Source organism: Phaeobacter cretensis (genome assembly GCF_047372505.1).
Taxonomy (GTDB): Bacteria; Pseudomonadota; Alphaproteobacteria; order Rhodobacterales; family Rhodobacteraceae; genus Phaeobacter; species Phaeobacter cretensis.
On the sequence record NZ_JBKBEU010000001.1, the window covers coordinates 2,207,962 to 2,226,747 of the forward strand.

Sequence of the window (18,786 nt, forward strand, 5' to 3'; positions counted from 1 at the left end):
ATGGAACGCGTTTTCATCTGCGATTACATCCGCACCCCAATCGGCCGATATGGCGGCAGCTTGTCTGGTATCCGGACGGACGATCTAGCGGCTCTACCGCTCAAGGCACTCATAGAGCGTCACAAGAGCATTGATTGGGAAGCAGTTGTCGACGTCATCTACGGGTGCGCCAATCAAGCCGGAGAGGATAACCGCAGCGTGGCTCGGATGGCATTGCTTTTGGCGGGCCTGCCCGAGATAGTATCGGGGACCACTCTGAACAGACTATGTGGGTCGGGCATGGACGCGGTGCTTGCCGCTTATCGTCGGCTCGCGCTTGGTGAAGGTGATCTTGCCATCGCGGGGGGCGTTGAAAGCATGAGCCGTGCGCCATACGTCATGCCCAAACCAACTACTGCGTTTTCCCGTGAACCCAGCGTCGAAGACACGACAATCGGCTGGCGTTTTATCAACCCCTTGATGCAGAAGTTGCATGGAACAGACTCGATGCCGGAAACCGCAGAGAATGTCGCAGAAGACTTCGGAATTTCACGCCAAGACCAAGATGCCTTTGCCTTGCGGTCCCAACAGCGCGCAGCGGCAGCCATAGCCGACGGCGTGTTTGACGATGAGATAATGCCTGTTGATATCCCGCAGCGCCGAGGAGACCCGATCCGGTTTGACCAGGACGAGCATCCGCGCGCTACGACATTGGAGGAATTAGCTTCCTTACGCGCACCATTCCGCGACGGTGGTTCGGTGACGGCGGGCAATGCTTCTGGCGTGAACGACGGCGCGGCGGCACTGATCCTTGCCACCGAAGCTGGTGTAATGCGGCATGGACTTGCACCGCTTGCGCAAATCACAGGTGGCGCGACGGCGGGTGTTGCACCTCGGATCATGGGCATGGGCCCTGCTCCTGCCACCGAAAAGTTATGCGCGCGTTTGAACATTGCACCCGCCGACTTTGATGTGGTTGAGCTGAACGAAGCCTTCGCCAGCCAGGCGCTTGCGGTATTGCGGCGATTGGGGCTTCCCGATGACGCCGAACATATCAACCCGAATGGTGGTGCTATTGCACTGGGCCATCCACTTGGGATGTCAGGCACACGGATCGCCGGATCGGCAGCACGTATGCTGGCGCGCGGTCAAGGACGACGCGCTCTGGCGATGATGTGTATTGGCGTGGGCCAAGGAATAGCCCTTTCACTGGAAGCCGTATGACGGAGCCAACAATGCAACTTCACTGGTCTCCGCGATCCCCTTTTGTACGTAAGGTGATGATCGTCCTGCACGAAACCGGACAGTTGGATCAGGTTGAGCTGATCCGCACGCTTGTTGCGCTGCATCTCAAGCCGCAGGAGGACGTGTTGGCGGCCACTCCATTGGGCAAAATTCCAGCCCTAGTTACAGACCAAGGGCAAACGCTTTTTGATAGCCGGGTGATCAGCGAATACCTTGATACACGCGCGGGGACGGGGATTTTTCCGTCTGATCCAACGCCACGGTTCAAGCACCTTCGGTGGCAAGCACTGGGTGACGGCCTAACGGACATTCTTTTGCTTTGGCGTACAGAACTTAGCCGCGAAACAGGTCCCTGGCTGGCCGTTACAGAGGGCTGGTTGGCCAAAGTGCGGGCGTGTTTGCACCAGTTCGAAACCGAAGCGGAGGCCCTGTCCAAAGCCCCATTCGGTATTGGTCAAATCGCGGTTATTTGCGGGCTTGGGCAATTGGATTTCCGTTGGCCAGATTGCGAGTGGCGTACGCATTTCCCAAAACTTGCACAGCTTGAACGAGAATTATCCACCCGCCCGTCTATCGCAGCTACGGCAATCACCGACGATCAAACATCGGGCGAAAACGATGTGACGGTTGGGGGTCTGACTTTCTAGCGTTTGGATAAAGAGTAAAAATCTAGATCAATTGATTGAATGGCTGGCATGCGCCTGTTAGGCTCCTCGAAACTGAACTGGCGAGGGCCCTGTGGCTGACACAAAAATTGAAAATTCAACGATGAAGGCGCTGCAGAAAAGCAATGTCTCGCGTTACATCCAGCTTGCCAGCCTTTTTCGCCAACGTATCGAAAGCGCCGAGTGGGACGTTGGCCATAAAATCCCAACCGTTAAGGAGCTGGCGGACCAATGCGGCGTTGCCACGATGACCATTCGTCAAGCGCTGGATATCCTTGAAAGCGAAGGCCTAATCGAACGCTACCGCGCCAAGGGCACATTTGTGCGCGAACGCCCGAAACGTGATCTTTGGTGTGAGGTTAAAACCGATTGGTCAGGTATGTTGATTGCCCGCCAAGACGCGACAATTGAAATACTATCCGACACCAGCGGCGGTAAGCTGCCGCGATATGACGGCGATATCGGCAATGCTGCACCCAGCTATCGTCATTTGCGCCGCAAACACAGCCGCGACGGATCCGCTTTTCTTTTGGCGGATGTCTATGTTGATGAACGTATCTGCAAGGACATTCCAGAAGAGGCTTATTCCAAAGTCACAGCGATGCGGTTGGTATCCGATATTCCGGGTCAAACCGTCTCTGACGCGCGGCAAATCGTAACGATCGGAGCGGCTGATCTGGAATCCTCGAATGAGCTGAATATTTCGATTGGTGATCCTATCGCAAAAGTACAGCGCGTCGCGGTCAACCAGCATGGTGACATCATCCTTATTGCCAACGGTATCTACCGCGGCGACATGATGCGGATCGACGTCAAGCTACGTTAGCGCTCCCCACGCAGTATAGGCGGGAAGCGCACTATGCTGCTATTCCTTGAAAACGGGTGTGCGCTTTGCTCGGAAAGCCGCCATCGCCTCGGCCGTATCGTCCGAGGTCGAAAGAGCTTTTGTTTGGGTCTGCTCAAAGCGGTAGCCCTCGTAGATTGAAATACCCTCTGTCATCTGAAATGATTTCTTCGCCGCACGCACTGCGGATGGGCTGGCTTTTGCAATGTCGGCGGCGATTCCTTGGGCCGTCGGCAACAATTCTTCGGGTGAAGTGCAAGCAGACGCAACGTTCATACGGTGCAATTCGGCCCCATATACCCGGCGTGCTGTCATGATCATCATACGGGCATCGCTTTCGCCAAAGTGGCGGCGCACGTGCGCAACGCCACCGGCTAATCCAACCATGACCTCGGTCATCTGCAGGAAGCCCTTTTCTGATGTCACAATGATGTCGCAGCACAGCGCTGTAACGCAACCTGCGCCAATGGCGGCGCCGTTGATCGCGGCGATGATCGGCTTGGGGCATTCAAGCAAGCAATCAAAACTCGCACGGACCCGGCGATTGTGCGCCGTGTAGTGACCAGGATCTTGGGTTGGACGTTCCGACAAATCGGCACCAGCGGAAAACGCTTTACCTTCGCCCGTGATGACGATGGAGCGCACGTCGCTGCGATCACCAAGCGCATCAATCACGTCGACGAGTTCTTCGCGGAACCGGTTATTTTGGGCATTCACCGGAGGACGGTCGATCGTTACGGTCGCAACAAAGTCCGCAACGTCTAGCGAAAGAGTATCATAGATGCTCACGTGGTGTTTTCCTTCTTTTTACTTTCATCAGTTTCGGCCCAGTATGGTTCTATTGTGGGTCGCGACATTTCAAACGAAGCTTGCGGCACGGTATATTCTCGGTACTCCATGCGGCCGAGGGGCTTTAACAAATCGACATCAACCAAACCCTCACGCAACACACGTTCTTCAATGTAGATACCGACGACTTCGCCAATGGCGACCCGGTTGGTGCACGTGGTGTCAGCGGACGAAGCCAAGGTCACGATTTGCGACAGCTTACATTCGATAGCGACTGGCGATTGGGCTACGCGCTGCACCGGAATGTTTCGGCAGGCAACGGCATCTAGCCCTGAGGCGACAAATTCATCGACCCCAGGCGGACATGCGGCCGCAGACTGGATCATCGCCTCGCGCAACTCATAAGTCGCTATGTTAACGCAGAAAAACCCTGTGGCTTCTGCGTTTCTAACACTGTCCTTTGTGCCATCTGATGAGAGCATCAGGAACGGTGGGTTCGACGCAATCGCATTAAAGCAGCTGTAGGGCGCCAAGTTCGCCGTGCCATCCGGCGCGGCGGTTGAGACCCAACCAATGGGCCGTCGAATGATCAGCCCCAGCCAAGGATTGTGCGGGAGACCACGATCGTAATGTCGGGGATCGTAAAACATATTCCTCCAGTAATTGGGTGGCGAGGGAGGTGCGTTAGTCTTTGCTGTTCGTGCTGGCAGGGATTGTTGAGAGTGCGTCCATGGGCCCAGCCAATGTCGCCTCGGTGCCCTTGGGCAGAGGGATACGATGTACGTTTAGCGTCATAGCTACCATCGAGTAGTAGCCAATGACGGCGGTTAGTTCGACGGCACCAACCTCGCCCCAGCGGTCAACGATGGCCTGGTAGGTAGCCGTCCCGACATCACCAGTTTGCACCAATTGCCGCGCGAATTCGTATATCCCTTCAGCTTCAGTATCATCGCTAAACTCAGGTGGCTGGCCAACGCGGATCGCGTCGATGATATCCATGTCCAACCCGGCTCTGGCGGCGTCACCCGCATGGATCGCCCATTCAAGAACACTGTTCCAACGACGCGCCGTGACAAGGATCGCTACTTCATTGAGACGGGTCGGAAATGACGTTTCAAAGCGAAGGACCTTGCCCAGCTCTTGCCAACGGTCGGCAAGCACAGGGTTGTGCAAAGCTGCGCGAAGCGGTCCGACGATGATCCCACGCGGGCCAGAAACGATCTGATCGTAAACGGCTTGCTGTGCTTCACTCATCGCACCTGGGCAAGGAAAGCTGATGCGACCTTCGGTTTGGCCATCCTTGACTGAGTTGTCTATCATTGCGTGTTTCCTAATCCGAGCGCCGAAAGCACTTCATTCGTGTGTTCGCCAAGCAAAGGCGGGGCTTTTTCGAAATGGAGCGGTGCGTTCTTGAAATTCAGCGGGCTGACAACCTGACGTACCTTGCCGCTTAGCGGGTGCGGTATGTCCCGCAACATTCCACGGTGCTTGACCTGTGGTTCTTCAAACACGGTATCGACCGTGTTGATGGGGCCAGAAGGCACGCCGGCCTCTGCAAAGACAGCGATCCAGTCGATCACACTTCGAGTGGATAGTGCCTCGATCAGCTTGCCTTCGAGTACTTCCAAATTCTCAACCCGCGCGGCGTTGGTTGAGAATTTTGGGTCATCAGCGAGTGCCGGGTGTCCTATTGCTTCAGCAAACTTCTGGAACTGACCATCGTTGCCGACCGCTAGAACGATATGCCCATCGGCAACCGGATAGACGTTTTGAGGTTGGATATTCGGATGACGGTTGCCGCGGCGTACGGGCGGCTTGCCCGAGACAAGGTAATTCATAGCTTGATTCGCCAGCATAGCGACGGACACGTCGAGCATCGCAATATCGATATGATCGCCCTTACCCGTTTCGGTCCGGTTCGCCAAAGCCGCGAGGACGCCGATGGCCGTATACATGCCTGTCATGATGTCGATGATCGGAACGCCAACTTTTTGTGGGCCACCGCCGACCTCACTATCAGGCCCGCCTGTCACGCTCATCAGGCCCCCCATGCCTTGGATCATGAAATCATAGGCGGCGTCATTGGCCTTTGGGCCTGTTAGGCCAAATCCCGTGACGGAGGCATAGATGAGCTGGGGGTTCACCTCTTTCAGCTTGTCATAACCAAGCCCCATCCGGTCGAGTGTGCCAGTCTTAAAATTCTCGAGCAGAATGTCGGACTCTGCCGCCAACGCCTTGACTGCGGAACGGCCCTCTTCGCTTTTGAGATCCAGTTCGACAGACCGTTTGCCGCGATTGACAGTTAGATAATAGCCTGACTCTTTCGTGGTGTTCCCGTCGGTGTCACGCAAAAAGGGAGGCCCCCAGCGGCGAGTGTCGTCGCCTTCACCTAGGCGTTCAACCTTGACGACATCGGCCCCAAGGTCTGCAAGAACCTGACCACACCATGGGCCTGCCATGATCCGGCTAAGATCAAGAACGCGAATATGAGATAGAGGGCCTGCCATCAGATGGCCTCCTTTCGGATTAAGGACGTTTGAGCGTTTAGGAAGCCAAGTAATGCGCTCGTAAATGAATCTGGTTTTTGGAAATTTGGAACGTGTCCCGCACCGGGGATTTCAGCGAATGTCGCATTGGGTAAATTGCCGAATTGAGCGCGCATTGCCTGTGGTATCGCGCCGTCTTGTTCCCCAGCTATGCCGAGAAACGGACAATTGAGATTATTGAGGGCGTCGGTGTGGTCATAGCTTTGGAGCGCATAGGTTGCAGAGGCAAAGCCTTCGACGGGGATCGCTGTGATCATGTCACGAAGAGACCGCGCTACGACACTCGTCTCTGGCTCATTAGGCAACCAACGTGGGGTCGTCTCGGAGGCAATCCGTGCCATGCCTTCGGATCGAGCGGTTTCGCGCCGCTCAGTCCAGAACCCTTCCCGGCCTGCAGCACTCTTGCTGACCCCATCGACGGCCACAAATGCGGCGAAGCGATCCGGTGCGTTTGCCAAGGCCACTAATCCCGTCGGTACGCCCATCGACAGGCCAACAAAGGCGCAGCGGTCAACTTTGCAAGCGTCCAGAACGGCGAGAAGGTCAGCACCATAGGTGGTGAAATCCATTTGCCCGTCCGGAACGCTGGACTCTCCATGGCCACGTTGATCATAGCGAAGGACTTGGAACTGCGTGCTTAGTGCCGCGACTTGCGTGTCCCAGATGTGCAGATCCGTCATGACGGAATTTGACAGCACAATCCAAGGCGCGTCATCTGGCCCGTCGACCTTCGCGTTCAGGGTGTTGCTGTCAGCCAATGGAATGATCATGGAACGGCTCACTCGGGATTTCCTTCTAAAATTGTGGTTCCGGGCTGGGCTGGTTGGGCGAAAAGGCCCAAGCCCATCACGACGGCAAGCGCGGCAAGCCCGATGAGATCGGTGGGCAAATCGGGGATCAGCAAGCACAGCCCACCCGCTAACAGAACCAGGGCTTCCCAGCTTCGGGCTGTGCGGTTCAGGATGTAGATGTAGCGTTCGGATGCAGCGGACAGCATCAGGATCGACAGAATAGCGGTCGAGACTGAGACGATGATGTCTGACGTCTCTCCCTGCAGGATTAAGCTGGGCTTGAGTACGAAGAGGAATGGTAGAACGAACAAGATTGCCCCAAGCCGCATCGCAGTTACCCCTGTTTTCATCGCCGACGATTTTGCGATGGATGAGGCAGCAACAGCCGCCATTGCAACAGGTGGTGTGATGTAGGACAGCATCGCCCAATAGAGAATGAAAAGGTGGCTCGACATCTGGCTAAACCCGGCTTGCACCAAGGCGGGGGCTAAAACGACGGCAAGGAAAATATAGCAGGCCGAAACTGTCATCCCCATGCCGAGGATAAAGCTGGTGAGCGCACCGAAGACGAGCAAGAGGTAGGGGTTGCCGCCTGCGTATTGCAACAATTCGCGGCTAAAGGCATTGCCAACGCCCGTTATCGCAAGCGCGCCGACGACCATGCCTACACCAGCCAGAACACCGACGAGTAGCGCGATTGTTGTGCCTGTTTCGACGATAAGTTGGGCAATTGGACGCCAAGCCCCCGCTTTGCGTTGGCGGATCATCGCAGTGATCAGCAGTAGGATGGTGACGTAGAACGGTGCTTTTGCCTCGGCGCTTGTAGCCAAGAGCATAACGACCAGGGCGACCAGACTGATCAAAAAGACCCAGCCCGAACGCAAGACATGCCAAAGCTTGGGCAGTTGGTCCCGTGGTACACCTTTCAACCCGTGGCGCGCAGCATAGCAATCCGTTTGGATTAACAGGACAAGATAAAACAGGAGTGCCGGCACCGTGGCTGCCACCATGATATCGGCGTAGGGCACGTTCATGAATGACGCCATGACGAAGGCAACTGATCCCATGACGGGTGGCATCAGTGCGCCTCCGGTGGAGGCGCAGGATTCAACGGCCCCGGCATAGGCAGGCGGATAACCGCAGCGTTTCATCGTGGGGATGGTCATGGAGCCGGTAGAGATCACGTTGGAAATCACGCTACCCGAAAGCGAGCCGAAGAAGCCGGAGGACAGGATCGCAACCTTCGCGGGTCCGCCCCGGGCATGGCCCATGAGTGCGCTGGCGAGGTCCATAAAGAAGACGCCTCCCCCGGATACGGTAAGTGCGACACCAAAGACGATGAACCCAATCAGGAGGTCGGCAATGACACGGATCGGTATACCGATAATGCTTTCGACACCAAGCGCGTGGCTTAACACGGCCTCCCCCGGTGTAAGTTGAACACCCCATAGAAAGCCGGGCATGTGACCAGCAAAGAGCGGGAATACCGCGAAGACAGTGCAGATGATGAAAAGCGGCAAGCCTGCGCAACGGCGCACGGCCTCAAGCGATAAAAGCACCAGCAGCGCGGCCTGGATCGTAACGTAGGAGGGTGCTTGGTATTCCCAACCTCGGTTGAGGATGTCATGCGCTGAAAAAGCGAAGAACATGCAGATGGAAAAAGCGACGGCGGCAAGTGCCCAATCATACCACCGGACGCGGGTTTGATCCATTTCTCGGGCTGGGTAGTTCAGAAAGGCGACTGCGAGGAAAAGCCCGATGACGATGTAGTAGTACGCCGTGCTAATGGGTGCGAAACCGAACGTATTCAGATTGAATATTTGATTGACGATTATTGCCATACCCACAATTGAGCACCCAAAGACAACGAACCAAGCTCGACCAGAGAGGCGCGTTTCTCTTTTTGACCACGGCAAAGGCGCGTCAGAGGTGTCTGAAGTTTGATCAAGTGACATGGATAGGACCTAAACTCGAAATTTTGGGTGCCCGGGCCATTGGTCCGAGTATTCTATAGATATCAATCAAGGTTTTCAGCACGGTAGGTTGCCCAAAAGTCCGGCCAATTTTTGGATGAGACCCCTTCTACATCAGCCAAATCGATCGCGGCATTCCAAGCGGCTTGAACTGCAGCGTTCCGCTCAATACGCGCATCGTTCCATGTCTGATCCGTATCGGTCCAAACACCAATCTCAGTCAGATAGCGGATCGCCCCTTCGTGAAATGGAACGCTTGCCGGGGTGGTGCCAGCGGTTTGGACAGCCCAACGCGCGATAACCGGCGTCGCATCTTTGTAAGCGGAGAACGACTGATCAAGCGCTTTGATCATGTTATAGACCTCGTCCGCGTCCGCATCCGCTGTGACTGTCAACTGAGGGTAACGGTATCCAACAAGCTCTGCCGGATCGTCTGCTGAGATGCTCACGCCCACAGTCGCAGTGGACGGGGCGAACAAGTCAGCTCGGGCTTTGACCCGCTCCCACCCTTCGGTGTCTGAGGCTGGCATGTCCATCCAGCGCACACCACGGCCACCTTCTGCTTCGCGCAGGAAGGAAGACACAGGAATGGCTGGGGCCACATCGACTTCGCCTGCGGTAAACGCTTTAGCCATTGCGCCATATGACGGGTAAACGACCTGTTCGACATCATCCGCCGTCAACCCGGCAAAGGCGAGGACTGCCAACGTGTTCATAGTTGTGGACGGGTTGGCCTGCACAAAGCCGATTTTTGCACCGGCCAGATCAGCCGGGGTCATGAACTCAGTGTCGCCACCAGTGACCAGGCCTACTGACGCCGGACGTCCAAGTAGCACGCGCAAGTCTTGCGGACCCCATTCGCGGGCTGCGAATTCATACAAAGCTTCACCAGCAAAGTAGATTTCGTTGCCCATGAACCCGTAGCTGGCGCGCCCGGTTTGCAGCGGCAATAGACGTCCTATGCCGGTTCCTGATGGCGTGATCCTAACGCGGGTATCAAATGTTTTGTCCAACGCATCCGCAATTGCAGAGGCCTCTACGTACCCGGCTGCGCCAAGATCGTAAGATGTCCAGATCATGGAGCTTGGCAGTTCCGCATCTTGGGCCTGAACGCTTTGTCCGACGAAAAGCGTAGCAACGATGGCTGCAGCTTCGGACAGTTTAGGTTGTTGCATTTGATATCCTCCCTAGGAATTACCTTTGCGGCTTTGCGGCAGAGTACAATATTTCGCTATAAAAAATCAATGATATAGTTTTTACTGTTTTGACCGCTGAGTTGTCAAAGCTTTAGTCCTGACAGTCCCAGTTTTCTGACGATGGGTTCCATGTGACAAAGGTCGGATAGGGGCACATCGGACGGGTACGTTCAGGGGTGCCACCGCTGATTTGCATTTCTGGCACTTGCCCCTCTTCGACCCAAGCAACGATGGCCTCCAGGGCGGGGAATTTAGATGGGCCAATTCCTAAGCGCCCATGACCGAGTCCCGGCAGCTGATAGAACTGAGCAAACTTTGCAGTCTCGGTAACGCCGTAGCGTTCCAATAAAGTTTCAAACCAACGGGTCGTATCGATAGCAGAAATACCGCTGTCACCCATGGCGTGATACAGGATCAGCTTACCACCACCCAGTACAAAGGCATCAATGTCAGGAGATTTAGCGTCAACGAACTGGCTCGCATTCTCCACCGCTGCCAGATCGTCAAAGTCGAATGACCAAGGATCGAAATTCGGATCGCCAGGCTGGCGAAACACCATCTTGATAGACTGGTTGCGGGCACGGCGGCCATTATTAGGCCACTCTTCAGCATCACCGATATGCCAGATTTTGAAATCAGCACCGCCATCATATGGCATTGGTGCATAGAGTTCTTCTCCTTTGGAATTGACTGGTCCTTCGTGGATTTTGCTAAAAGCAGTCGCCTGTGCAGGAGTGATACAATCCTCTCCCTTTTCTGCATCACAGATCAGGGTTGAAATATCGTAGTTGCACAGCCGGGCGCTGTCGACGACACCATCATCAAGGCCGTCCAATCCATCACATTGTGTGGTGATATCCCCAAGGATCAATTCGATATCGGCATCAGGGAATGCCTTGGATAAAATTGGCCGCCCTTGATCATCCTTTGGAGCCATTTCAGCAAGAACAACAAGGCTCCAAGCAGTGGCCAGATGCCCGCGCGTTTGTTCCTTGATAGGCGTACCCGCGACAATGCCGTCAAACATGTTTGGGTGACGCATTGCGGCCTGCAGCCCCTGTCGCCCGCCGTTCGACGCCCCAAGGAAATAGCTGGTTTTAGCATGCCGTCCGTAAGCTTCGCGGATCAGTGCTTTTGATGCAAGGCTGACCAGTTCGACGGAGTTGTAGCCGTAGTCGATGAGCGCTTTCCGCTCTAGTCCGAAGGAGGCATCGCTTCGGCTGCCAAAGTTGTGCCCGCCATCTGTTGATGCAACAGCATAGCCAAGCGTCAGCGTGTCAGGATTGCCACGTGTGTTCGTACCCACGGCATTGCGTACCGACCCATCAGTGCCGCCGCCGCCCTGAAAGAAGAACCGGTCGTTCCAATCCTGCGGCATTCGCAGATCAAAACCCGTTGCATAGGCTTTTCCATCGGTGCCGGTACGCTCTTCGAGGAAACCAAGAACGCGGCAATGCGGCGGATACGCCACATCTCGAATGATGGCATCTTGCAGATACTGGGCGGATTCTATCCGCAGGTCTGGGTAAGCAAAGTCAGTAATAGCTTCGCAGCTTTGGTCAGTTAGGTCTGCAGAAGCAGTGGTCGCGAAGAACGCACTTATCGAAGCCGCTAGCGCGATACGCGCTGCAGCGGTTGACTTTATTGACATATGGGTCTCCTCCCCAATTGCAATGAACTGCTCAAGAATTAGAGCGCAGCGTCTGCTTTCTTCTTTGGTCCAAGATAAATGATCGATGCGATAGCCAGCGCTAGCAGGGCCAAAGCAATCGGATGGCTAAAGAGGGCCATGGGGTTGTCGTTTGTTATGAGCCGCGCCTTTAATACGTTTTGTTCAAGCTGAGGCGTCAGGATGAAGGCAACGATGAAGGCAACGATCGAAAAGCCGAACGCCCGCATGAAGTAACCCATCACGGTAGCACCCAGCATCACCCAGACCGCAAAGATTCCACCGTCGACAACATACGTGCCGGTAACGCACAGGATCATCGCACCAGGATAGATCACGGTTTTTGGAGCCGAGACGACAAAGGCCCAGAACCGCATGCCAAATTGCCCAACAAACAAGTTGGCAAAATTGGCGATCAACATCGCGCCAAACATGCCGTAGATTAAACGCCCCTGTTCTTGGAACAAAAGTGGGCCGGGTTGTACTCCTTGGATCACCAGCGCCGACACAAGTAGCGCAGCCGCAATGTTGCCAGGTATCCCGAGTGTTAGAAGCGGAATCAGATTGGCCCCAACAACGGCCGAGTTTGCTGTTTCGGTTGCCGCGATACCGCGTGGATCACCCGTTCCAAAGCTTTCTGGATCTTTCGCGGATTGCTTCGTGATTGAGTAACTTAGGAAGCCCGCAGTAGTCGATCCAAGTCCCGGAATGGCTCCGATCAAGGTTCCTATGACGAATGCGCGTATCGCCACAAATTTGTTGGCCAGCAGCTCGGCGATTGTGACGGTGCTGTCTGCTCTTGAACCAGTCTTGATCACGATGGACTCCGCTGGACCGTCGTCTTTCCGACTGTGGACGATGGAGTGCACAATCTCGGCCATCGCAAGTGAACCGATGGACAACGCGGTGAGGTGAAGCCCTTCATAAAGCTCAAGTTGGCCAAAGGTGAGGCGCTCTGACGAAATCCCCGGATCAAGACCAACAAGTGCCAACAGGATACCGAAGGTGGCCGCGATCAACCCTTTGATTATGCTGTCACCAACTAGGCCTGAAATAATCGTGAAGGCGAAAATCATCAGTGCAGTAATCTCCACCGGCCCCATTTTGAGGGCAATCAGCGCAAGCGGCGCTGATACGAGGATCAGTACGATATCCGAAGAGATATCCCCAAAGAACGAGTAATAAAGCGAGTATTTCATCGCCTTCAAGGGCTTGCCCTTCTTGGCCATCGGGTGACCATCAAGCGCAGTCGCTGCACTTTCTGGTGTACCGGGCACATTGATCAGAATCGAAGGCACCGCACCGCCAACGGTTCCACCTTTGTTAACCGAAATCAGGAAAGCGATAGCCGTCAAAGCATCGAGCGAAAAGGTCAGCGGAATAGCGATGGCTAAGGCCATGATGATAGACAGGCCGGGTGTTGCGCCAACGATCTGGCCAACGGTGACACCGATTAGGATGTAGAGCAGGTTGGTCAGTGTAAAAACATCAGACAAACCGGCAAAGACAATGTTGGGATCAATCATTTGAAACCTAAGGTAATGGACGTTCGAGAACGATTTCAAAAAGGGACCAGCAGCCGATGGGAAACAGCAAGACAGTGACGGCGATCCACTGCCAACGCCGCTCATAGACCAACAAGACGCTGGCTATCATTAGCCCGGTCATTGCAGGAATGTGCCCATAGTGTTCCATCGCATAACCAGTTGCAGCAAGAATGACAGTGACAAGCGCCAAGCGGCCAAGCTCAACCAATCCAATGCCAGCATCCGCAGTCTCCCGAGCCAATGCGACTTGCGCCAGCCCGAGTGCAATGAAGATCCACGCTGCCATCTTCGGAAAGAGCCCCGGATCTGTTGGTGATCCGGGCATGGACGTAACATGTGCCGGTATGACAACAAGAAGAAGTAGAGCGCCGAACACTACGACGCCCCCGCCTATGATGCGCTCTTGGGTCATTGGTTTGTGAAGTAGTTTTTGTAGAACGCATCCGAGTCAGCAAGAAACGACGCCGTCCCGACAGACCCAAGATTTGAGGCTGTCGTTTGCTGTACAGTCATAAATTCCGTGTAGCTGTCGGAAGAAACGGCAGCTGCAAACGTTTCGCTTAAGCAGGACTGAAGATCAGCCGGTGTATCGCCATTTACGAAAAAGACGATATGACCTTCGATCGACAGATCTACGCCGCTTTCGCTAAGTGTCTTGGCATCCGGAGCGTAAGTCGCGCGCGTGTCCGTTAACGTGGCGAGCTGCACCATTTCACCAGCTTCGATTTGCGCGACATGTACAGTACCTTGAACAGTCGCATCCACATGGCCACCAAGTGCGTCCTTCAACGCAGCGGATGACCCCTTTGTCGGAATGGAGACAATCTCTACGCCAAAGGTTTCGGCAACCGCTTCCATCGCGACCTGATAAGAAGCGCTGCCCGTAGAAACCGTGGCGCGACCATTTTGACGCGCGAATTCAACGAAGTCTTCGAGTGTTTTGTATGGCCGGTCTGCCAATGCGGCGAGGCCATAGTTCAAACGCATCCCCGTCCCAATGAACCCGAAGTCCGAATAGTTAAACTCGATGTTCTCACGCTGGTTTGGCACAATGGCCATGGTCGTGTTTGTTGCTACACCTACGGTGTAACCATCGGCATCACCACCCATAACGCCTGTGGCCATAACCGCACCTGAAGCACCCGGTTTGTTGTCTACCACAACTGTCCAACCCGACATCTCCTCGATGGTCAAAGCAACTTTGCGCGCGGCCAAGTCTGTACCTCCGCCTGCACCGTAGCCCACGATAAAGTTAACGGGTTTGTCTGGAAATCCAGCGGGGCAACTTTGCGCAAATGCGGCTGCCGCAGCGAAAGACATGGCGACGGCTGAGGAGCTCAGCACAATTTTTTGTACGGTCGAGTTCATGGTTTCCTCCCAAAAAATGACAGGGAATCAATGAACGATTTGCTTATAAAATGCAATAAATCATTTTTATGACTTTATAGCGCAGAGCTATGTGATGGCATTTCGTCCTACTTTGACATGGAGGTGATCATTGAAGTCCGTTTTACTTAAGTGCTGTGCTGGCAACGAAGAAACATCACCTCCTTGATGAGCTCCATGCAATCAAACAAGTTGAGTGCGGGCGCGGCGGATTCTAGATGGCGAACAACAGTAACCGCCGACCGCCATCTTCGTTCAGAGGTCGATCTTTTCCACGATACTCAGAGCGCATCATATCCGTAGAGTCCGTCCAAGCCGCTATGGAATTCCGTGTGTTCTCAGTGAATTCGAACTTAACCGGTAGTTCGGTTTTGCTCTATCGAAAGTCGGGTTGCGGGAAGCGGGCGATCAGCGGATTGCTGCAAGTGCGGTAAGCTGCATGGAGATCTTCTGCCCAACATCGCATCCCAAACGAAGACCGGGTTATCTGACAAAAGTTGCGTCATTCGCTAAACTGACGTCCTGAGCGTCAGTTACACCCAAGAAGCGCCTGGAGCTTATCTTTACTGTGCAAACCGGCATGGGTCACGATCCATATCTGAGCGGACCACTCGCCTAATGTCGGTCTATCCAATTCGCATGCAGGAGCTAGGATTTTTTTGAGGTGCGAAGGAAAGCAGTAACCTGCGCCTCAGGGTTACCGATTGTTCTCTAAATCACCGAAAAACCTGTTTGTGTTCCTGTTGCACTGTTGGTTTTATCTATATTTCCGATGGCTTTGCGTATTCTGAAGAGGGTATCAAAGTCAATCTGACGACTTTGTCTGTGACGTAATTGGGTGTCTGGAGTGTATCGTATTGCGCTGCTCATCAAACAGACGGAGTGATGTTCCTGGGTTTTTAGCACTGTAGTTCCAGTGCGAGAGCGCGCATGACGCCAACCGTTGCCGAACCCAGATTGTCGCCCTTTATGATCAAAGATACGCCGCTTTCAGATTTGCGGATGTTGACGATCTGCGAGAGGCAGCTTGGGGATGTGAAGCTGTCGCGACGATGCGTGTGCTCTGACACCGCGACGCCGGGAATGTCGGTAAGTAAGGTCCTGATAGCCTCGGCATCGGCTTGTTCTGACAAATCGACGGACATTGTGATCGTATGTCCTCGCCAAACCGGAACACGTGTAGCGAATGTTTCGATTGGAATAGACTCGCCGAGCAAACATATGAGTTCGTTTGACAGGGCAGCGGCTTCGCCCGGAAGATGCCCGATCACCTGATCATGAATGACTGATGCAGGCAAACCCGGAAGATCGGTGCCGCTGATGGCTTGCAACGTTGTGATCGTGGCTCGTGTCACACCAAGTGCTTTGTGCAAATGATAGAGCGGTAGGACACACATCGCAGTGGTGCAGTTGGGGGTTCCCTGCAGGGGTTCACTTGGGGCAGCGCTGACCAACCCCGGCATCAATAGGCGGGCGTCGGTCCGCGCGTATTCGCAGTGGCTGATGACGTTTGTACCGCGTGAAATATGCTCCGCCTCGACCGCCTGACCGATGGAATCGGGCAGGAATGACAGCAGCAAAGGTGCCTTTGCCGGCGCGGCGGCGGGCAGAAACGGCAGGGTTACACAGGCCGTTTCCAAATTTATGTCGCCCTGCCAACCAGCCGTGTCTGCGATAGCGGCAGTTCCGCGGTCTGCCTGAACGTCGTGAATGCTTTCCACAATAAAGTCAGGGCTTTCCACAAGTTCAGCCAGAAGATTTTGCCCTAAAAGAGAGCAGACGCCAGCGATTGAAACGCGCTTGGGATTCTTGGTCATCGTACCGCTTTCTGAAAATTTGTTTGCTTAAAAATGTCTATTGAGTCAGTTTGAGATGTCAACAATGGCCATTTGGAATATTCATGTACGATCCATCCTCCCCCCTACTGCGCCCGGTTGTCTCGGAAGACGGGGTTGCTAACCCAGAGGCAAAAGCACGGTTTGCCGAAGACCGGCTTCTCGATGCGGTGATTTGGTGTGAACTTAGGCCTGGCGAGGTCGTGACTGAATCAGATGTGATGGAACGGTTTGGTCTAACCAAGGCGGCGGCGCGGTCTGGTCTGGCAAGGCTCGGATATGACGGTTGGGCAATGCCTCAGCCACGCACCGGATGGCGGATACTATCCGTAAGTGGCGCCTTGATCGGAGATGTTATTGGCGCCCGGCATGTGGCCGAACCTGCTTTGGCCACGCTAAATCTTGATGCCGCCGCCAAGGAAGAGCTGACCCAAATCGCCCCGGTTCTGACTGCAATGGAAGGGCGTACTGAGGCTGGCGCGGTTCGGTCTGTCGACCATTATCTGAACCGGGTTGATGGGATCATGCTGGAACACTGTAATCCTTTCACAGCGCGACACTTGCGCAAGCTGTGGCACCACACATCCCGTATTGTTCACTATTTCGAAAGCGCCGGCACAGAACCGAGTTTCCGTCGGCAAGATGGGCCTGCCTTGATCCAGGCGCTGTGTGCAGACGATCAAGACGCCGTAATCGATGCCCGCAAGGCATTGATCGACGCACTGGAGGCCTTTTTTCTGAAGCGTCTTTTGCGTGATCAAACCCCCCTGTCGCGCCCAGGCGCGCAGCAACAAAAAACAAAACCAACATCCCTCAACAGGACGAACCAATGAACCTTTCAATAAAAAGCCTCTTGTGCTCCGCCGCCATTGTGGCGTTGGCGGCGCCTGCATTTGCCCGAGACATCACTATTGATCTGGCTGGAGAGCCCTCTTCTCTGGATCCGCATCTGCAATGGAACCCTGATAGCTACTATGTGTATCGCAACATCTTCGATAACCTTGTGACGCGGGACAATGACGGGAAAATCGTTCCACAAATCGCGACCAGCTGGACCCAAGTTTCTGACACAGAATTGGAGCTGACCATCCGCGAGGGCGTGACATTCCACGATGGAACGCCGCTAACCCCTGCTGATGTGGCCTTTTCCGTCATGCGCATCACCGATCCTGAGTTCGGTTCGCCGCAATTGGGGCAATTCAATCAAATCACGGGCGCTAAAGTTATGGATGAGTCCAAGGTCGTCCTGACTACGGCGAGTCCCTATCCGGCGTTGATGGCGCAATTGGTCAAACTGTCCATTGTTCCGCAAAAGCTGGTCGAAAAACTCGGCAAAGACGCTTTTAATGCAGCGCCTGTAGGGTCAGGCCCTTACGCGTTTGATACGTGGAACCGCGGTGTCTCAGTCACGCTTAGCCGCAATGACGGGTACTGGGGTAACGCAGGCCCGTTCGAAAACGCGATATTCCGTGCCGTTCCCGATGCCGCGACCCGCGTTGCAGATCTGTTGGCAGGCACTGCCGATCTTGTGGTCAGCATCGACGCGGATACAGGCGCACAGTTGCAAGGCAATTCAGACGTGACGCTTTTGTCCGCGCCGACGGAACGTGTGGGGTACATGGGCCTGAACTTGGATAAGCCACCGTTCAATGATCTTGAGATGCGCAAGGCGGCAAGTCTTGCCATTGATCGGCTTGGTATCACCGAGGGTCTGCTGCAAGCCGGCGAAGTGCCAATGGCCCAAATGGCCAGCCCTGCGCATTTCGGATACTCGCCCGATGTGCCTTTGTTCGACTTTGATCCAGAAAAGGCAAAGGAGCTGACGGCAGCCAAACCCGATCTCGCGGCGACGCCTGCGACCCTGGCGACGGCACCTGTCTTTGATCAGCGCATTGTACAGGCGACCCAGCAGATGTTGAACGATGTCGGCTTTAACGTGTCCATTAGCATGACTGACATGCCAACCTACCTGAACATCGTTCGGTCAGAACCGTCTGAGAACGCCGAGCTCAGCTTTGGTCGGTGGTCCTGTGCCTGTCAGGATGCCGATGGGATTACCTATCCGACACTGCATTCTGAAAGCGCGTGGTCACGGGTGAATAACCCTGAAATCGATAGTCTGCTGGAGGCCGCACGTGTGTCTTTGGATCCTGCCGTTCGCCAGGAAGCGTACGACAAAGTGCATCAGATGGTTCGCGATAACTACTACCTGCTGCCGATGTACCAAGCTGCAGTATTGTATGGTGCATCCTCTGATCTTGAGTTTGAACCTACGGCAAACGAAAGCATGTTTTTGAACCGTATGAGTGTCTCCGAATAAC

The 18,786-nt window shown here is 54.6% G+C and carries 17 protein-coding genes; 5 read left to right on the forward strand and 12 right to left on the reverse strand.

The annotated features are described in order from the left end of the window. From pcaF to ACEWZM_RS10585, 3 genes are all read left to right on the forward strand, one after another. Complete coding sequence (gene pcaF / locus ACEWZM_RS10575) at positions 1 to 1,203, forward strand: 3-oxoadipyl-CoA thiolase (RefSeq protein WP_414006391.1); 1,203 nt, start codon at positions 1 to 3, stop codon at positions 1,201 to 1,203. Between the two features lie 11 nt (positions 1,204 to 1,214). After that, positions 1,215 to 1,871: a glutathione S-transferase gene (locus ACEWZM_RS10580; protein WP_414006392.1), complete on the forward strand. Its 657-nt coding sequence runs from the start codon at positions 1,215 to 1,217 to the stop codon at positions 1,869 to 1,871. A 91-nt stretch (positions 1,872 to 1,962) separates the two neighbouring features. Next, complete coding sequence (locus ACEWZM_RS10585) at positions 1,963 to 2,715, forward strand: GntR family transcriptional regulator (protein ID WP_414006393.1); 753 nt, start codon at positions 1,963 to 1,965, stop codon at positions 2,713 to 2,715. A 39-nt stretch (positions 2,716 to 2,754) separates the two neighbouring features. Here ACEWZM_RS10585 and ACEWZM_RS10590 read toward each other — a convergent pair whose 3' ends face one another. The 12 genes from ACEWZM_RS10590 to ACEWZM_RS10645 form a co-directional block, all read right to left on the reverse strand. Then, on the reverse strand, positions 2,755 to 3,522 hold the full coding sequence (locus tag ACEWZM_RS10590) for an enoyl-CoA hydratase/isomerase family protein (protein ID WP_414006394.1): 768 nt from the start codon (positions 3,520 to 3,522) through the stop codon (positions 2,755 to 2,757). Next, the gene (locus ACEWZM_RS10595; protein ID WP_414006395.1) at positions 3,519 to 4,172 is read right to left on the reverse strand and encodes a flavin reductase family protein; all 654 of its coding nucleotides are present in this window, start codon (positions 4,170 to 4,172) and stop codon (positions 3,519 to 3,521) included. Before ACEWZM_RS10595 ends, ACEWZM_RS10590 begins: the two co-directional genes overlap by 4 nt. Before the next feature lie 34 nt (positions 4,173 to 4,206). After that, entirely contained in the window at positions 4,207 to 4,842 is a 636-nt protein-coding gene (locus ACEWZM_RS10600) for a carboxymuconolactone decarboxylase family protein (protein ID WP_414006396.1), read from the reverse strand. After that, the gene (locus ACEWZM_RS10605) at positions 4,839 to 6,029 is read right to left on the reverse strand and encodes a CaiB/BaiF CoA transferase family protein (protein WP_414006397.1); all 1,191 of its coding nucleotides are present in this window, start codon (positions 6,027 to 6,029) and stop codon (positions 4,839 to 4,841) included. The genes ACEWZM_RS10600 and ACEWZM_RS10605 overlap by 4 nt, the downstream gene beginning before the upstream one ends. Further along, positions 6,029 to 6,850, reverse strand: coding sequence for an alpha/beta fold hydrolase (locus ACEWZM_RS10610; RefSeq protein ID WP_414006398.1), 822 nt, complete (start codon positions 6,848 to 6,850; stop codon positions 6,029 to 6,031). Before ACEWZM_RS10610 ends, ACEWZM_RS10605 begins: the two co-directional genes overlap by 1 nt. Then, on the reverse strand, positions 6,847 to 8,700 hold the full coding sequence (locus tag ACEWZM_RS10615; RefSeq protein ID WP_414008007.1) for a TRAP transporter permease: 1,854 nt from the start codon (positions 8,698 to 8,700) through the stop codon (positions 6,847 to 6,849). The genes ACEWZM_RS10610 and ACEWZM_RS10615 overlap by 4 nt, the downstream gene beginning before the upstream one ends. Positions 8,701 to 8,876: 176 nt before the next feature. Further along, on the reverse strand, positions 8,877 to 10,007 hold the full coding sequence (locus ACEWZM_RS10620; RefSeq protein ID WP_414006399.1) for a TAXI family TRAP transporter solute-binding subunit: 1,131 nt from the start codon (positions 10,005 to 10,007) through the stop codon (positions 8,877 to 8,879). A 112-nt stretch (positions 10,008 to 10,119) separates the two neighbouring features. Then, positions 10,120 to 11,679 carry a tannase/feruloyl esterase family alpha/beta hydrolase gene (locus ACEWZM_RS10625; protein ID WP_414006400.1) on the reverse strand — a complete coding sequence of 520 codons (1,560 nt, stop codon included), beginning with the start codon at positions 11,677 to 11,679 and terminating at the stop codon, positions 10,120 to 10,122. 38 nt (positions 11,680 to 11,717) lie between these two features. Continuing rightward, positions 11,718 to 13,223 (reverse strand): tripartite tricarboxylate transporter permease, encoded by a 1,506-nt coding sequence (locus ACEWZM_RS10630; RefSeq protein WP_414006401.1) that lies wholly within the window; start codon positions 13,221 to 13,223, stop codon positions 11,718 to 11,720. A gap of 7 nt (positions 13,224 to 13,230) precedes the next feature. Continuing rightward, positions 13,231 to 13,656: a tripartite tricarboxylate transporter TctB family protein gene (locus ACEWZM_RS10635; RefSeq protein WP_414006402.1), complete on the reverse strand. Its 426-nt coding sequence runs from the start codon at positions 13,654 to 13,656 to the stop codon at positions 13,231 to 13,233. Then, positions 13,653 to 14,612: a tripartite tricarboxylate transporter substrate binding protein gene (locus ACEWZM_RS10640; RefSeq protein ID WP_414006403.1), complete on the reverse strand. Its 960-nt coding sequence runs from the start codon at positions 14,610 to 14,612 to the stop codon at positions 13,653 to 13,655. The genes ACEWZM_RS10635 and ACEWZM_RS10640 overlap by 4 nt, the downstream gene beginning before the upstream one ends. A gap of 917 nt (positions 14,613 to 15,529) precedes the next feature. Then, entirely contained in the window at positions 15,530 to 16,447 is a 918-nt protein-coding gene (locus ACEWZM_RS10645; RefSeq protein WP_414006404.1) for an Asd/ArgC dimerization domain-containing protein, read from the reverse strand. 83 nt (positions 16,448 to 16,530) lie between these two features. Here ACEWZM_RS10645 and ACEWZM_RS10650 point away from each other — a divergent pair, with 83 nt between their 5' ends. Continuing rightward, positions 16,531 to 17,298, forward strand: coding sequence for a GntR family transcriptional regulator (locus ACEWZM_RS10650; RefSeq protein ID WP_414006405.1), 768 nt, complete (start codon positions 16,531 to 16,533; stop codon positions 17,296 to 17,298). Then, the gene (locus ACEWZM_RS10655) at positions 17,295 to 18,785 is read left to right on the forward strand and encodes an ABC transporter substrate-binding protein (protein ID WP_414006406.1); all 1,491 of its coding nucleotides are present in this window, start codon (positions 17,295 to 17,297) and stop codon (positions 18,783 to 18,785) included. The genes ACEWZM_RS10650 and ACEWZM_RS10655 overlap by 4 nt, the downstream gene beginning before the upstream one ends. Position 18,786 lies beyond the last annotated feature (1 nt).

Bases quoted from the DNA above. Each gene is read 5' to 3' on its own strand.
- pcaF (WP_414006391.1), top strand. From the start codon at position 1: ATGGAACGCGTTTTCATCTGCGATTACATCCGCACCCCAATCGGCCGA.
- ACEWZM_RS10580 (WP_414006392.1), top strand. From the start codon at position 1,215: ATGCAACTTCACTGGTCTCCGCGATCCCCTTTTGTACGTAAGGTGATG.
- ACEWZM_RS10595 (WP_414006395.1), bottom strand. From the start codon at position 4,172: ATGTTTTACGATCCCCGACATTACGATCGTGGTCTCCCGCACAATCCT.
- ACEWZM_RS10600 (WP_414006396.1), bottom strand. From the start codon at position 4,842: ATGATAGACAACTCAGTCAAGGATGGCCAAACCGAAGGTCGCATCAGC.
- ACEWZM_RS10605 (WP_414006397.1), bottom strand. From the start codon at position 6,029: ATGGCAGGCCCTCTATCTCATATTCGCGTTCTTGATCTTAGCCGGATC.
- ACEWZM_RS10615 (WP_414008007.1), bottom strand. From the start codon at position 8,700: ATGGCAATAATCGTCAATCAAATATTCAATCTGAATACGTTCGGTTTC.
- ACEWZM_RS10620 (WP_414006399.1), bottom strand. From the start codon at position 10,007: ATGCAACAACCTAAACTGTCCGAAGCTGCAGCCATCGTTGCTACGCTT.
- ACEWZM_RS10625 (WP_414006400.1), bottom strand. From the start codon at position 11,679: ATGTCAATAAAGTCAACCGCTGCAGCGCGTATCGCGCTAGCGGCTTCG.
- ACEWZM_RS10630 (WP_414006401.1), bottom strand. From the start codon at position 13,223: ATGATTGATCCCAACATTGTCTTTGCCGGTTTGTCTGATGTTTTTACA.
- ACEWZM_RS10635 (WP_414006402.1), bottom strand. From the start codon at position 13,656: ATGACCCAAGAGCGCATCATAGGCGGGGGCGTCGTAGTGTTCGGCGCT.
- ACEWZM_RS10640 (WP_414006403.1), bottom strand. From the start codon at position 14,612: ATGAACTCGACCGTACAAAAAATTGTGCTGAGCTCCTCAGCCGTCGCC.
- ACEWZM_RS10645 (WP_414006404.1), bottom strand. From the start codon at position 16,447: ATGACCAAGAATCCCAAGCGCGTTTCAATCGCTGGCGTCTGCTCTCTT.
- ACEWZM_RS10650 (WP_414006405.1), top strand. From the start codon at position 16,531: ATGTACGATCCATCCTCCCCCCTACTGCGCCCGGTTGTCTCGGAAGAC.
- ACEWZM_RS10655 (WP_414006406.1), top strand. From the start codon at position 17,295: ATGAACCTTTCAATAAAAAGCCTCTTGTGCTCCGCCGCCATTGTGGCG.